At 62.4% G+C, this 14,748-nt stretch carries 16 protein-coding genes and 1 tRNA gene; 14 read left to right on the top strand and 3 right to left on the bottom strand.

The annotated features are described in order from the left end of the window. Positions 1-7: 7 nt before the first annotated feature. The 3 genes from B6S01_RS12515 to B6S01_RS12505 are packed head-to-tail and all read left to right on the top strand — an operon-like array spanning position 8 to position 2,790. Positions 8-1,057, top strand: coding sequence for a hypothetical protein (locus B6S01_RS12515; protein WP_037464058.1), 1,050 nt, complete (start codon positions 8-10; stop codon positions 1,055-1,057). A 60-nt stretch (positions 1,058-1,117) separates the two neighbouring features. Next, positions 1,118-2,032 (top strand): sulfite exporter TauE/SafE family protein, encoded by a 915-nt coding sequence (locus tag B6S01_RS12510; protein WP_037464056.1) that lies wholly within the window; start codon positions 1,118-1,120, stop codon positions 2,030-2,032. Then, the gene (locus tag B6S01_RS12505; protein ID WP_094182616.1) at positions 2,029-2,790 is read left to right on the top strand and encodes a TIGR02186 family protein; all 762 of its coding nucleotides are present in this window, start codon (positions 2,029-2,031) and stop codon (positions 2,788-2,790) included. Before B6S01_RS12510 ends, B6S01_RS12505 begins: the two co-directional genes overlap by 4 nt. 6 nt (positions 2,791-2,796) lie before the next feature. Here B6S01_RS12505 and B6S01_RS12500 read toward each other — a convergent pair whose 3' ends face one another. Next, the gene (locus B6S01_RS12500; RefSeq protein WP_037464053.1) at positions 2,797-3,228 is read right to left on the bottom strand and encodes a DUF488 domain-containing protein; all 432 of its coding nucleotides are present in this window, start codon (positions 3,226-3,228) and stop codon (positions 2,797-2,799) included. 81 nt (positions 3,229-3,309) lie between these two features. Between B6S01_RS12500 and B6S01_RS12495 the strand changes: the two genes are divergently transcribed. The 8 genes from B6S01_RS12495 to B6S01_RS12460 all read left to right on the top strand — a co-directional run bounded on the left by B6S01_RS12495 (position 3,310) and on the right by B6S01_RS12460 (position 10,005). Further along, the gene (locus B6S01_RS12495; protein WP_037464050.1) at positions 3,310-4,305 is read left to right on the top strand and encodes an aspartate carbamoyltransferase catalytic subunit; all 996 of its coding nucleotides are present in this window, start codon (positions 3,310-3,312) and stop codon (positions 4,303-4,305) included. Further along, positions 4,302-5,525: a dihydroorotase gene (locus B6S01_RS12490; protein WP_037464047.1), complete on the top strand. Its 1,224-nt coding sequence runs from the start codon at positions 4,302-4,304 to the stop codon at positions 5,523-5,525. Before B6S01_RS12495 ends, B6S01_RS12490 begins: the two co-directional genes overlap by 4 nt. A 57-nt stretch (positions 5,526-5,582) precedes the next feature. After that, a tRNA-Trp gene (locus B6S01_RS12485) sits at positions 5,583-5,658 on the top strand. Between the two features lie 168 nt (positions 5,659-5,826). Then, complete coding sequence (gene secE, locus B6S01_RS12480) at positions 5,827-6,033, top strand: preprotein translocase subunit SecE (RefSeq protein WP_037464043.1); 207 nt, start codon at positions 5,827-5,829, stop codon at positions 6,031-6,033. A gap of 21 nt (positions 6,034-6,054) precedes the next feature. Continuing rightward, complete coding sequence (gene nusG, locus B6S01_RS12475) at positions 6,055-6,591, top strand: transcription termination/antitermination protein NusG (protein WP_037464040.1); 537 nt, start codon at positions 6,055-6,057, stop codon at positions 6,589-6,591. Positions 6,592-6,872: 281 nt separating this feature from the next. Then, entirely contained in the window at positions 6,873-7,304 is a 432-nt protein-coding gene (gene rplK, locus B6S01_RS12470) for a 50S ribosomal protein L11 (protein ID WP_037464038.1), read from the top strand. A 4-nt stretch (positions 7,305-7,308) separates the two neighbouring features. After that, entirely contained in the window at positions 7,309-8,007 is a 699-nt protein-coding gene (gene rplA / locus B6S01_RS12465; protein ID WP_037464035.1) for a 50S ribosomal protein L1, read from the top strand. A gap of 249 nt (positions 8,008-8,256) precedes the next feature. Then, the gene (locus B6S01_RS12460; protein WP_037464207.1) at positions 8,257-10,005 is read left to right on the top strand and encodes a DEAD/DEAH box helicase; all 1,749 of its coding nucleotides are present in this window, start codon (positions 8,257-8,259) and stop codon (positions 10,003-10,005) included. Between the two features lie 69 nt (positions 10,006-10,074). Here the strand turns inward: B6S01_RS12460 and ybaL are convergent, their stop codons facing one another. Both ybaL and B6S01_RS21905 read right to left on the bottom strand, forming a co-directional pair. Then, a complete protein-coding gene (gene ybaL / locus B6S01_RS12455) occupies positions 10,075-11,709 on the bottom strand; it encodes a YbaL family putative K(+) efflux transporter (protein ID WP_037464032.1) in 1,635 nt (544 codons plus the stop codon). Positions 11,710-11,764: 55 nt separating this feature from the next. Next, positions 11,765-11,890, bottom strand: a complete 126-nt coding sequence (locus B6S01_RS21905) for a hypothetical protein (protein WP_269319807.1) — start codon at positions 11,888-11,890, stop codon at positions 11,765-11,767. A gap of 638 nt (positions 11,891-12,528) precedes the next feature. Here B6S01_RS21905 and rplU point away from each other — a divergent pair. The 3 genes from rplU to B6S01_RS12435 all read left to right on the top strand — a co-directional run bounded on the left by rplU (position 12,529) and on the right by B6S01_RS12435 (position 14,639). Beyond that, on the top strand, positions 12,529-12,825 hold the full coding sequence (gene rplU, locus B6S01_RS12445) for a 50S ribosomal protein L21 (RefSeq protein ID WP_037464028.1): 297 nt from the start codon (positions 12,529-12,531) through the stop codon (positions 12,823-12,825). 30 nt (positions 12,826-12,855) lie between these two features. Continuing rightward, entirely contained in the window at positions 12,856-13,125 is a 270-nt protein-coding gene (gene rpmA, locus B6S01_RS12440) for a 50S ribosomal protein L27 (RefSeq protein WP_007683600.1), read from the top strand. Positions 13,126-13,283: 158 nt separating this feature from the next. Next, positions 13,284-14,639 carry an IS1380-like element IS1247 family transposase gene (locus B6S01_RS12435; protein WP_006473457.1) on the top strand — a complete coding sequence of 452 codons (1,356 nt, stop codon included), beginning with the start codon at positions 13,284-13,286 and terminating at the stop codon, positions 14,637-14,639. Positions 14,640-14,748: the final 109 nt, after the last annotated feature.

Below are 14,748 nucleotides of genomic sequence, written 5' to 3'. Positions count from 1 at the left end.
GAACAGCATGAGCAGCACCATTAGCGGCCGCCCGGTGCGCTTCTTCGTCGTCCTCATGAGCGGCTGGGTCATCATCCGCGTCGCCAGTGTCGCTGGCGACATGCTCGGCTTCAAGGTCCCCGACGGACCGCTACCGACGCCCGTGCGAACAGCGGCAGCCCGCCCACTACCGGTTCACATAGCGACCGCCACTCGGTTCGAAAGCCGCTCACAAACAGTCTCGGGCAGCCCTGTTCGCGGCGCGACAAGCTCGGCTAACTCCGTCCGCCATTCTGCAAATGCTGCCGCCATCCTGATGGCTGCACCAGAACTCGCAACCGGTTCGGCCATCGCGGCTTTGCCTGCAAACCGTGCCACACCGTCCTCACCCGCTTTCCCCCCGGCTATTCCACTGGAATCTGCACAGGCTGCAAAGGCGGATCGCTGGCAAGGCAGCGCATGGCTGCTTTGGCGCGCGGGCAGCGCTGACCCCGCAGACATCATCACTGGAGGCCGATTGGGTGGATCACAGGCTGGCCTGCGGCTCGATTATGACCTGACGCCTGCCGCCACCGGCCGTGCCGCCGCCTATGGACGCGTAAGCAGCGCCTTCAACCATCCCGCCTCCCCCGAGGGCGCGCTCGGCATCGCCTGGCAACCGTCGCGCGCCATTCCCGTGTCAGTGGCCGCTGAAAGGCGCATCGCATTTGGGCAGGGCGCGCGGAACGCCAATGCCCTGCTCGTCGTGGGCGGCTTGGGGCCAAAGCCGGTCGTCGGTTCGCTGGAAGTGGAAAGCTATGCGCAGGCGGGCGTCGTCGGCTTTCGACGCGGCGACCTGTTCGTGGACGGGAAATTCTCGCTGCTCTCGCCCCTCGCCCGATCGCCGATCCGCATGGGGTTGAGCATTTCGGGCGGCGCGCAGCCCAAGGTGGAACGGGTAGATGTCGGCCCGGAAATTCAGTTGCGGCTGCCACTTCCTCAAGTTGCATCGCGCCTCAGCATTGAATGGCGGGAGCGTATTACGGGGCAAGCATCTCCATCATCTGGCCTGGCGGTCACGCTCGGCGCGGATTTTTGACGCAAGACGGACGGTCTCCACCTTTATCTTGCCGCTTATTGGGCTTAACCGGGATACGCAATGGATCTGTATCTCCCCATCGCCAACCTGTCGGTGAATGCGCTGGTGATCATCGCCCTGGGCGGCGTGGTCGGCCTGCTTTCCGGTATGTTCGGCGTGGGCGGGGGCTTTCTTACCACCCCATTGCTGATCTTTTACGGCATTCCGCCTACGGTTGCAGCCGCGTCAGCCGCGTCCCAGGTGACTGGAGCCAGCGTGTCTGGCGTCGTTACCCATATGGCGCGGGGAACGGTCGATTTCCGCATGGGCGGCGTTCTGATCGGCGGAGGCGTTATCGGAGCAGGCATTGGCGTTATCCTTTTCCGCCTGCTGCAATCGATCGGACAGATTGATACGGCCATCGGGATTATTTATGTCCTGATGCTGGGCGGCATCGGCCTGCTGATGGCCAGGGAATCCATCCAGGCGCTCATCGCGCTAAAGACCGGCACGCGCGCGCCGGCTCGCAAGCGCCGCCACCACCCCCTTGTCGCGGCGCTCCCGATGCGCTGGCGCTTCTATCGTTCCGGCCTGTACATCTCGCCCCTCGCACCGCTGCTGCTGGGCCTGGCCACCGGTATCCTCACGACCTTGCTGGGCGTTGGCGGCGGCTTCATTCTTGTGCCAGCCATGCTTTATCTGCTGGGCATGACGACGCAATCGGTGGTCGGTACATCCCTGTTCCAGATCCTGTTTGTCACCATGGCCACCACCATGATGCACGCCTTCACCACAAAGGCGGTCGATCTCGTCCTTGCGATGCTGCTCCTGATCGGCAGCGTCACCGGCGCGCAGGTCGGGACACGAATATCGATGACGGTTCGGCCCGAATATCTGCGTATCCTCCTGTCAGCCATCGTCCTCCTCGTGGCCGCGCGCATGGCGCTGGGCCTCGGATTCCGTCCCGACGAAATCTACACGGTGGAAGTCTGGTGAGCTTGCGCGCCCGTCTGACACTGCTGCCTGCCATATTGCTGCTAGGCGCGGCCGGAGAACCGATATTGGTCCCCGACGTTTCCCAGCGCGAGGTAAAGATCCAGTATAGCTTCACCGGCGCAGACCTTTTGCTGTTCGGCGCCATCGTCTATCCCGACGGCCGCCTGCCCAAGGAACCGGCTGAAATACTGGTCGTCCTGAAAGGCCCGGCCCAATCGATCATCATGCGTGAGAAGCAGAAGGTCGCCGGTATATGGATCAATGCGGACAGCGCCCGGTTCCGCTCCGCGCCCAGCTTCTACGCCGTTGCATCGTCGCGGCCCATTGCCGAGGTCGTGGATGACCGCACCGCCGCCATTTATGAGTTGGGCGTCAACAAGCTGCAGCTATCCCCCTCTTCGCTCAACGACAGTGCGGAACTTGAACGCTTCCAGGCGGGGCTCATCGATCTGCGCGAGCGAACAGGACTCTTCGCCGAGCGGCCTGGTTCGGTCGAGATTACGCAAGGGGTGCTGTACCGCGCCCGCCTACCGCTTCCGGCGCGCGTGATCGTCGGCGATTATACGGCTGAAACTTTCCTGGTCCAGAATGGCCGAGTGGTCGCTGCGGCGGTGCGCGACATCAAGATTCGCAAGTCAGGTTTTGAGCGGTTCATGGCCGTAGCAGCGGAGCAATGGCCGTTCCTTTATGGCCTGACCGCCATATTGCTCGCCGGGGGCATGGGCTGGGCCGCCGGCGCGCTCGCACGCCGCTTCTGATCCGGGTCAAGGCTTTAGATCCACCCGCTCATCGTCTGGAAAGAGATATTCGAGCAGCAGCGAGCGATGACAGCCATCCGCCTCCCGCTCGAAGCAAAGCAGGGCCGTGGGCCGTTCATGCGCCATTTCGCGCAATTGCTCCGCCTGGACAACGGCTTCGGGCAGATCAAGCTGCCCGGAGTAAATCTCGTGGAGCCTCGCAAGGTTGCCCTTGCGTGCGGCTTCGCGGCCCTCCGCAGGCGTACCCAGCGCCTTCAGCCCAACATAGTCGATGCCAGCCTCCCTTAATCCGGCAGCCAAAATGTTCTTCGAAAATCCGGGGCGGCGGGATAGCGGCACGGCCCGGACGTCGGCCAGCAGCGTCACGCCCGCCTCTTGCAGTGCTGCGATCAGCTCGGCCTGGGTAGTCCCCTCATATCCTATCGTATAAATGCGCATGTCGCCGAGATAGGAAGCGGCAGTGAAGTTCCAAGTTTCGCGCCTTGCCCTCTTTTCTACGCTCGCTTAAAGGGTCCGTTCATGCCCGATCCTACCGCTCACTCCACCGCGCCCGACCTCACTGGCCGGGCGCTGTTTCCGCATCGGCATCTCCTCTCCATCGCAGACCTGAAACCATGGGAAATCCGCTTCCTGCTTGATGAGGCGGAGCATTGGGCAAGGGCCAATCGGGGCAACGCTCGCAAGCATGACGATCGGCTGACAGGCATGACGCAGATCAACGCCTTTTTCGAAAACAGCACGCGCACGCTGCTGTCGTTCGAAATTGCGGGCAAGCGACTGGGCGCCGACGTCGTCAACATGCATGCCGCTCAATCCAGCGTGAAGAAGGGTGAAACGCTGATCGACACGGCAATGACCCTGAATGCCATGGCCGCTGACGTAATTGTCATCCGCCACGCCAGCTCGGGCGCGGTCGCGCTGATCGCCGACAAGGTGGATTGCCCGGTTCTCAACGCCGGAGACGGCTGGCATCAGCATCCAACCCAGGCGCTGCTCGACGCGCTCACCATCCGCCGCCGCAAGGGCAGTTTCGAAGGGCTGATCGTCGCGATCTGCGGCGACGTGCTGCACAGCCGGGTCGCACGGTCGAACATGCTTTGCCTCGCCGCTTTGGGCGCGCAGGTGCGGGCGGTCGCACCGCCCACCCTGATGCCGCCGGAAGTGGAGGCGCTGGGCGCGACGCCTTTTCACCGGATGGACGAAGGGCTGGAGGGCGCGGATGTGGTCATGATGCTGCGTCTGCAGAATGAGCGGATGGACGGCGCTTTCATCCCGTCCCCGCGCGAATATCACATGCTCTACGGCCTGACGCCCGAAAGGCTGGGGATCGCCAAGTCGGACGCCCTCGTCATGCACCCTGGCCCAATGAACCGGGGGGTCGAAATTTCCAGCGTCGTCGCCGATGATCCCAATCGCTCCGCCATCACCGAACAGGTCGAAATGGGGGTCGCCATCCGCATGGCCTGCCTGGATGTGCTGACGCGCGGCGCTCGCGGTGTGGAGGGATGGCAATGACCAGGCTCGCCATCGTGAACGGAAAGCTGGCTGACCCGGCGCAACCCGAATTGACCAGCGGCGTCATCCTGATCGAAGAGGGCCGGATCATCGCTGCGGGCGATGTTCCAGTGCCTCAGGATGCCGACCAAGTGGACGCGGCAGGACTGGTGGTGGCGCCGGGTCTCATCGATCTGGGTGTCTTTGCGACGGATAAGCCCGCCTTCCACTTCGGCGGCATAACTCGTGCGGCGTTGATGCCGGACCAGTCGTCGCCGCTCGATGATGCCGGGCTCATCCGCCAGGCGACCCGCGCGGGCAAGCCCGACTTCTGGGTCCACCCCATCGCCGCAGCCACCCGCGGTCTCAAGGGTGCCGAGTTGGCCGAAATCGGCATGATGCAGTTGGCCGGAGCCAAGGCTGTCGGGACCGGACGGCAGTGGATTGCGGACTCCGGGGTCATGATGCGGGTCCTTGCCTATGCATCCGGCCTTGGACTGACGGTCATCGTCCACGCCGAGGATAACGGGCTGGCTGGCAAAGCCGTCGCGACCAGTGGCGAAACGGCAACACGACTGGGCTTGCCCCATGCACCGGCCTGCGCCGAAGCCATGGCTATCGCGCGCGACATCATGCTGGCGCGCGAAACGGGCGCGGCGATCCACTTCCGCCTTGTAACCACCAAGGCTGGCTTCGACCTCATCCGCGCGGCGAAGGCCGAAGGGCTGAAGGTCACCTGCGGCATTAGCCCCGCCTATCTTTACCTCGCAGACAACGCCGTCACCGATTTCCGGACCTTCGCCCGCCTGTCGCCGCCCTTACGATCGGAAGATGACCGCCAGGCATCAATCGCGGCGGTGGCGGACGGGACAGTGGATGTCATCACCTCTGGCCATGATCCACGCGGCCCGGAGGATAAGCGGCTGCCATTTGCCGACGCCTCGCCGGGCATGGCTGGCGCAGAGACTCTGCTCGCCCTTTCGCTCAATCTGGTGCGCGAAGGGCATCTTTCGATGACCCGGCTGATGACCCTGCTCAGCGCCAATCCGGCACGGATACTGAATATTGATGCGGGCAGCTTTGCTCATGGCAGCGCGGCCGACCTCATCTTCATCGATCCCGATGCGCCATGGATCATCGATTCCACCCGAATGGCGGCTCAGGCCGGCAACACGCCCTTCGATCGCATGCCCGTTCAAGGCCGTGCCCGCCGGATCATGAAGGGCGGCGTTTTCCTCTGAAGTTTCCTGCTTGCCCTCCCCGGCAGGCCACGCTAAAGCGCCCTCCTTCGCCGGTACAGGAGTGTAGCTCAGCTGGTAGAGCGTCGGTCTCCAAAACCGAATGCCGGGGGTTCGAGTCCCTCCACTCCTGCCAAACATCTGTTCGCTGATCCTTGATTTTTCAAAGGTTCGCGGGTAGCTGCCCGAGCGAAGATGGGTCGCGAAGCCAGCGGCCGCACCCCGGGACGCCGACATGGCGGGGTCCGGAGGGCGGACTGTTGCTTCGCGCTTTGGTGTTTGTTCGAAGGTGTTTGAGGCAGCGATGGCGAAGGTTTCTCCGGGCGAATTCGTCAATCAGGTGAAGACCGAGGCGTCGAAGATCGTGTGGCCTACGGGTCGCGAAACGGTCATGACCGCAGTGATGGTAGGTATCATGACTTCGCTGCTGGGTATCTTCTTCTTCGGCATAGACACCTTTTTCGGCGCGGTGGTTCAGTGGCTGCTGAGCTTCGCGGCCGGACGGGCTTGATTGGGAGTTTGAAACGGTAACATGGCGCGCTGGTACATCATCCACGCCTATTCGGGCTTCGAAAACAAGGTCAAGGAATCGATCCTGTCCGAAGCCGAGCGCATGGGCCTCTCCCAGCTGGTCGAACAGGTGGAAGTTCCCACCGAGACCGTGACCGAGGTCAAGCGCGGCAAGAAGGTCCAGGTGGAACGCAAGTTCATGCCCGGCTACGTCCTCGCCAAGCTGGCGATGAACGACGATATTTATCACCTTGTGAAAAACACGCCGAAGGTGACGGGCTTCCTCGGATCGAGCGGCAAGCCGCAGGCGATCAGCGAGACGGAAGCCGCCCGCTATTTCGGCGCCCGCAAGGAAGCCGAGGCTGCGCCCAAGCACAAGGTCAGTGTCGATTACGAAATCGGCGACAGCGTCAAGGTGCTGGACGGCCCCTTTGCCAGCTTCAACGGCACCGTCGAGGAACTGGATTTCGAAAAGAACCGGGTCAAGGTGTCCGTGTCGATCTTCGGCCGCGCCACGCCGGTCGAACTGGACTTCGAACAGGTCGAACTGTCGAAGTAAAAATTGCGCTCGTCACCCCGGACTTGATCCGGGGTCCCGCTTTTCTTCAAAGAGCAGCGGGGTGCCGGATCTAGGCGGCATGATGATAAAAGAGATTACGTCATCCCATCGAAAGATGGGATCTCGTGCCTTCAGGCCGTCCCTTGCGGCCTGAGATCCCAGCCTCCGCTGGGATGACGACAAGGGAAGTGCGGGAGGCGGATTTTAGGTCCGCTGCTTGAACCGCTAAACTTGAACCGGAAGTTGGGCTTGCCCTTCTTCCAGCAACAGAGTGAGTGAAAATGGCCAAGAAGATTACGGGCTATATCAAGCTCCAGGTGCCCGCTGGAGCCGCCAACCCCTCGCCGCCGATCGGTCCGGCGCTGGGTCAGCGCGGTGTGAACATCATGGAATTCTGCAAGGCGTTCAACGCCTCGACGGAAAAGATGGACAAGGGCACGCCGCTGCCGACCATCATCACCGTCTATGCGGACCGTTCCTTCAGCTTCGTCACGAAGCAGCCGCCCGCCACCTACCTGATCAAGAAGGCCGTCAACCTGAAGTCGGGTTCGAAGGAGCCGGGCAAGGTCGTCGCTGGCAAGATCACCCGCGCCCAGCTCGCTGAAATCGCCCAGGCCAAGATGGTTGACCTGAACGCGAACGACATCGACGCTGCGACGAAGATCATCGAAGGCTCCGCTCGCGCGATGGGCCTCGAAGTGGTGGAGGGCTAAGACCATGGCAAAGCTGAGCAAGAAGGCGAAGGCGCTGGCCACCGCGGTTGACCGCGAAAAGCTGCACGGCGTTGACGAAGCGCTGGGCCTGATCAAGACCCACGCGACCGCCAAGTTCGACGAGAGCGTCGAAATCGCCATCAACCTGGGCGTCGATCCCCGTCACGCAGACCAGATGGTCCGTGGCGTCGTCACCCTGCCCGCCGGCACCGGCAAGGACGTCCGCGTCGCCGTGTTCGCCCGTGGCGACAAGGCGGAAGCCGCGACCGCCGCTGGCGCCGACATCGTGGGCGCTGAGGATCTGCTCGACAGCATCCAGGCTGGCAACATCGACTTCCAGCGCGTGATCGCCACCCCCGACATGATGGGTCTGGTTGGCCGTCTGGGTAAGGTTCTGGGTCCCAAGGGCCTGATGCCGAACCCGAAACTGGGCACCGTCACCCCGAACGTCGCCGAAGCGGTCAAGGCTGCCAAGGGCGGTCAGATCGAATTCCGCGTCGAAAAGGCTGGCATCATCCATGCTGGTCTGGGCAAGGCGAGCTTCTCGGCTGAAGACCTGCGCAAGAATTTCGACGCCTTTGTTGACGCTATCGTCAAGGCGAAGCCGTCGGGTTCGAAGGGCAAATATGTCCGCAAGATCGCCCTGTCGTCCTCGATGGGCCCGGGCGTGAAGGTCGATGTGGCGGAAGTCGCTTCGGTCTGATCCTCGCGCTTAATCAATAGAGAGGCCGCCTTCCCTCTTTGCGGGGAAAGGCGGCCTTCTTATTTGGAACATCTCCCTTCGCAAGAACGCTGCCCGAAAACCCCTGTTTTCGGTAGTTGCTTCTTCCGATTGACGGTGTGAACTTCGGGGTGTGTGACCTTGCACTCCGGGCTCCAGCAACGGCTGGAGAAGACCAGGTCATCATGTATCCGTCGGGACTGGCGGGTCGCCTTACCGATGGAAAACATAATGTCTTTTGAACATCTCCCTCCCCTGCTTTCTGACGCACTGACGCGAAAAGGCTATGAACAGCTGACCCCCGTGCAGGCGCAGGTCACCCAGCCTGAAGCCGAAGGTCGCGACCTTATCGTCTCCGCGCAGACCGGCTCCGGCAAAACGGTCGCCTTCGGCCTCGCCCTGGCTACCGAACTGCTGGGCGAACAGAGCCGCCTCCCGGTGGCCGGCAAGCCCCTCGCGCTCGCCATCGCACCGACCCGCGAACTGGCGCTACAGGTCAGCCGCGAGCTGGAATGGCTTTACGGCGAGGCCCGCGCCCGCATCGCCACCTGCGTCGGCGGCATGGACGCCGCCAAGGAACGTCGCGCACTCAGCCATGGCGCGCACATTGTCGTCGGCACGCCGGGACGTCTGCGCGACCATCTTGAGCGTGGTGCCCTCGACCTGTCAGGCCTCAAGACCGTGGTGCTCGATGAAGCGGACGAGATGCTCGACATGGGCTTCCGCGAAGATTTGGAAGAGATATTGGACGGTGCGCCCGACGGTCGCCGAACGCTTCTGTTTTCCGCCACCATGCCCAAGCCGATCGTGGCGTTGGCCAAGCGTTACCAGAAGGACGCTCTGCGCATCTCTACGGTCAGTGACGAGCGCGGTCATGGCGACATCAGCTATCAGGCAGTGACCGTCGCTCCGGCGGACATCGAAAACGCCGTGGTCAACCTGCTCCGCTATCATGAAGCCGAGACGGCGATCCTCTTCTGCGCGACCCGCGACAATGTGCGGCATCTGCACGCCAGCCTCACCGAGCGTGGCTTCGCGGCGGTGGCGCTCTCGGGTGAACATAGCCAGAATGAGCGCAACCATGCGCTTCAGGCGCTGCGGGACCGCCGGGCACGCGTCTGTGTGGCGACCGACGTCGCGGCGCGCGGCATCGACCTCCCCAATCTGAGCCTTGTCGTCCACGTCGAAATTCCCCGCGACGCAGAGACCATGCAGCACCGATCTGGCCGCACCGGGCGCGCGGGTAAGAAGGGCACGGCCGTGCTGGTCGTTCCCTATCCGCGCCGCCGCCGTGTCGAATCGATGCTGCGCGGCGCGAAGATTCCGGTGGAGTGGGGTGCGCCGCCCAGCAAGGAGGCCATTCAGGAGCAGGATAATGCGCGGCTGCGCGCAACCTTGATGGAAAAGGCCGAACTGGACGAACAGGATTGGGCGCTGGGCGCCGAACTGTTGGCAGAAAAGTCGGCCAAGGAAATCGCGGCGATGCTGGTGAAGAGCGCGCGCGCAGCTCTTCCCGCGCCCGAAGAACTGTTGGACGCCAGCGAAGCGCCCGCGCGCCGCGAAGGGCCGCGTCCCGGCTTTGAGGACACCATATGGTTCCGCATGGATATCGGCCGGAACCAGAATGCTGATCCGCGCTGGATCCTGCCGCTGATCTGCCGTCGCGGGCATGTCAGCCGGGGCGATATCGGCGCGATTCGCATTGCGGCCAACGAAACGATGTTCGAAATTCCTTCTGCCATCGCCGCGAAGTTCGTGGCCGCAGTTAAGCGCACAGGCCAAGCCAGTGACGAAGGCGCCGAGGTTGCCATCGATCAGATGGAGGGCAAACCGCGCGAAATGGCGCGCGAGAACAGGCGCGAAGGACCTCGCGGCAAAGGCCGTCCCAACAGCGATCGCGGCCCTCGTCCGCCCGCGCACAGCCCCCGCCCCTTCAAGGGCGGTCCGAAGCGGACCGGGCCTCGCAACCCCCGAGGATAAAAAACGGGCCGCTCTTTAACCAAGCGGCCCTTTATAACTATTGCCGGATGTGGGACTTGCCGGCGAGCGTCATCCTGCACCGCAAAGCGACAACATCTTTGCGGCCAATTCGCGCTCGCCCATGACGATATGCGGAACGCCCAAAGCTTCCATATGCTCGACCTCAGCATCTGAGTGGGCGCGAGCGATGACCTGAATTTCCGGATTGAGGTTCCGCGCATGTTGATGGATTGCGCCGCCTTCAAATCCCTCCGGAACCGCGATCAGAAGGCGGCGTGCCTCGCAAACGCCCGCAGCATGAAGATGGCGGTCCTCCAGCGCGCTGCCGCGCACGACCGAAAGGCCCGCCGCCTCCGCTTCCCTGGCACGTTCCAGATCGCCTTCGACGATTACCAGATGCGTGTTCCGTTCGACAAGGCGCGATGCGATCATCTTGCCCACCCGGCCATAGCCAACCAAAATAACATGGCCGGTCGGGCGCGTTGGCTGCGGCTCTTCAGCCTGTTTCTCTTCGTCTTCTGCCTGGTGCTTTCGAACGATCATCGTGAAAATCAGCGGATTTAGGAAAATGGACACGATTGCCCCAGCAAGGATCAGGTCGCGCGCCTCCGCTGGCAAAATGCCGAGGCCGGTGCCCAGTGAAGCCAGGATGAAAGAAAATTCGCCGATCTGAGCCAGGCTTGCCGCGATGGTGAGCGCAGTGTCACCAGCATAGCCGAAGGCGCGAACAATGGCGAATGCGGCGATGGATTTGCCGATGATGATAATCGCCACCGTTGCGAGCAAAGGCAGCGGCTGCTCGATCAATACGGCCGGGTTAAACAACATCCCCACTGAAACGAAGAACAGAACCGCAAACGCATCCCGCAGAGGCAGCGTTTCTTCCGTGGCGCGGCGGCTAAGGGGCGTTTCGCCCAGGATCATGCCCGCAAAAAATGCGCCCAGTGCGAAGGATACGTCAAACGCGACCGCGGCGCCGAATGCGACCCCCAGCGCAACGGCCAAGACAGCAAGGCGGAACAGCTCTCTAGAACCGCTATGAACGACCCAATGCAGCAGCCAAGGAATGACGCGACGGCCGACGACCAACATGAGGGCGACAAAACCTGCCACTTTCAGCAGCGTACCAAGAAGTGGCGCCAGCAGCGCGCCCATCCCGGCTGAGGTGTCAGCGTTATTCATGACCCCCGCGAGTGCAGGCAGCAGCACCAGCGCCAGCACCATCGCCAAATCCTCGACGATCAGCCAGCCTACCGCGATCCGCCCCCGCCGCGTTTCCACCAGGTCCGCGCCCTGCAATGCCCGCAGAAGCACCACCGTACTGGCGACCGACAAAGCGAGACCAAAGACGAGCCCCCCCAGCATTGGCCAGCCCATGAGATGCGAAAGACCCATCCCCAGCAATGTGGCCACGGCAATCTGACCGATCGCTCCGGGAACGGCGATATTCTTCACCGACAGCAGGTCGCGAAGGGAAAAGTGGAGACCGACACCAAACATCAACAGGATGACGCCAATCTCGGCAAGTTCATTGGCAAGCCCGGCATTGGCCACAAACCCCGGGGTGAAAGGGCCAACGATGATCCCCGCGAAGAGATAGCCTACAAGGGGCGATAGTTTCAGGCGATGGGCGATGGCGCCCATTATGAAAGCGACAACAAGGCCCGCAACGATCGTTCCGATCAGCGGTGTGTGATGGGGCATATAGGGTCTTTCCCTGTCCGCCAGGGCGCAACGTAACGCTGCGCCCGGCTCATTATCATTCTACGACTGCCAGCATCGCTACGGACAGCAGCGCACCGGCCACGGCAATTCCGGTGAGGACAGCCGGGACGAACCACCGCGGTGGACGGCTGCGGCTGCGGCGCAATTTCCTTCGACTCATTGAAGGCTCCTTCCAAGGCTTGGCCCATGTCGGGCTGGGGCAAGGATCGTCAGGAGGACGCGGGGGGAGCCCGGGCTCGGCAAGAAGAAAGATGTAAGGCAATGCCACCGTTATCGGCTGGTGCTGGCCAATGACGCGCAACGAGGAACAGTCCGGCCGCTAACAGCGACAATATGGCTGGGAGAAGCCAAGACTGACCGGAAGCCGCGCTATGGGTCAGGCCTTCCCGCTCCCTCCCCAAGAGGGGCTCGACCTTCATATTGTCGTGAGAGCGAGCCTTCAGCACAACCCCGACCGTAGCTGGATTGAAGGCCGAACCGGTCAATCTGCTCGACGGAGGTCCCAAAGGCGCCAGAGCGGACAATAGCGCAACCACAATAGCGACCCACAGGGCGGCCATGAAGGAAGCGCGTCCCTTCATGCTGCTGTCCCCGTGCGGTATCGACATCATTTGCTTTGTAGTTCCCTTCGCCCGACAGATACGCGCGAGCGAGCGGAAAAACCAGTACCGATCCGGGGCCATATCGGTTGACAGCCGCGAGTCATTCCACTACCGGGCCACATTCCCGCGCGGGTCAACAGGACTTCATGTCCTCGATGATCTGCGTAAAGCAGATTTGAACGAGAAGAGAAGAGCCATGTTCGCAGTCGTGCGCACGGGCGGCAAGCAATATCGCGTCGCCGCCGGAGACAAGATCGTCGTCGAAAAGCTGGCCGGTGAGGCTGGTGACAAGGTGACGCTGGATGACGTCCTGTTCGCCGGCGAAGGCGGCGACGTGAAGGACGTCAGCAAGCTGACCGTAGCCGCCGAGATCATCGCGCAAGCGAAGGGCGAAAAGGTCATCGTTTTCAAGAAGCGCCGCCGGCATAATTATCGCCGTCGCAATGGCCACCGCCAGAATCACACGATCCTCAAGATCGTGTCGATCGCCTGAGCCACAGTCCAGTTTCGAGGAGTTTGAGTCATGGCACATAAGAAAGCTGGCGGTTCATCGCGTAACGGTCGCGATTCGGAGTCGAAGCGTCTTGGCGTTAAGAAGTTCGGTGGTCAGGAAGTGATCGGCGGCAACATCATCATTCGCCAGCGCGGAACGCGCGTCTACCCGGGTCGCAACGTCGGCATGGGTAAAGACCACACGCTGTTCGCGCTTGGTGAAGGCCGCGTGGTATTCCACACTGGCAAGCTCGGCCGCAAATATGTGTCGGTCGATGCGATGGCCGAAGCAGCCGAATAACGGACGATCGATGACGGATCGTCCCTTACAATCGGGGCGATCCTTATGGCGGAAAGACTTTTAGCCCACATTTCCCAAGTAAGGCGCTGATTTCGCTGTCCTGACCATTATATTTCCTATATAAAACATGGTGTTGAAGGCTGCGAGGGGCGCGTTTCATGGATCACCCAGAGGGTGCGGGCTTGCAACGGGCAGATCGGGTGGATTTCGACCCTCGCGTGCGGCTGGAATTTCGCGGCACGCAGCTCAGTTCCGACGGCGGCCTTCTGGTGATGCGCGAGCTTGATGACGCGCTCGGGTTGTCCGATTTGGCGTCAGCGGCGCTGCGCGATACTCGCTCTGGCAAGAACACGGTCCATCGGCTCGACGGCCTGTTCCGGCAATCAGTCTTTGGGCGGCTGGCCGGATACGAGGATGTCAACGACGCCAACCGTCTCGCCTGCGATCCGGTCATGCGCCAAGTTGTCGGCGGCAGAGCGGTCGATGCACAAGCGGCCTCGGCATCGCAGATGGGACGGTTCGAGACCGAGACGCTGGCTCTGGCCGGGAACCGTGCCGCGCTGGCCGACCTGAACGGGCAATGGATCGACCGGTTCCATGACCGTAACGGGCTGAAGTACATCGTTCTGGACATGGACAGCTCGGTCAGCCCGACCCATGGCGACCAGGAAGGGTCCGCCTGGAATGGCCATTTCGACTGTAGCTGCTATCACCCCAACTTTCTGTTCAACCAGTTCGGGATGCTGGAACGCTGCGCCCTGCGCCATGGCAACGTCCACAGCGCCGATGGCTGGCGTGATGTTCTCGACCCCGTCATTGCGCGCTACGCGGAGCGCGACCTTGGTGGCAGGTTCTTCCGGGCCGATGCTGCCTACGCGATCCCGGCGATCTATGAGCGATTGGAAGAAGCGCGGTTCTTCTACGCCATCCGGCTGCCCGCAAACGCGGTCCTCAAGGACAAGATCGCGCATCGGCTAACGCGCCCTGTCGGGCGGCCGTCACTGACCAAGGTCAAGCGGTTCTTCGAGGAATTCGAGTATCAGGCGGCGTCCTGGGACAAGGAACGCCGGGTGATCGCCAAGATCGAATGGCATCCGGGCGAACTGTTCCCGCGTGTCGGCTTCATCGTCACCAACCTGCCGATGGAGCCGGACTGGGTGGTGCGGTTCTACAACCAGCGCGGCACCGCCGAGCAGCACATCAAAGAGGGCAAATACGCCTTTCGCTGGACGCGGCTGTCGTGCCGGAAGTTCCGCGACAATGAGGTGCGGCTGCAACTGCACGCCCTGGCGTACAACCTGGCCACCTTCTTGCGCTGCATCGAGCTGCCCGAGGCCATGGCCGACTGGTCGTTGACCAGCCTGCAACTGAAGCTGATCAAGATCGGGGCACGTGTGGTCCGTCACGCCCGCACCATCACCTTCCAGCTGGCCGAGGTCGCTGTCACCGGCACGATGGTACGCGCCATCCTCGCCGCTATCCGCCGATTGCGAGCGCCACCGCTATGCGCATGATCGCGATCCACGCTCAAACTGAACGAAAGCGGCTGGACAGATCTGTCCGCTGCGCTGAAAAACGCCGCCCCTGGGCAAGGAAACAGCGGCTTCGCGGTCTGATCCGTCC

It is taken from the genome of Sphingobium herbicidovorans, assembly GCF_002080435.1.
GTDB lineage: Bacteria > Pseudomonadota > Alphaproteobacteria > Sphingomonadales > Sphingomonadaceae > Sphingobium > Sphingobium herbicidovorans.
Note: the sequence above shows the minus strand (reverse complement) of the source record. Positions and strands in the feature narration are given on the sequence as shown.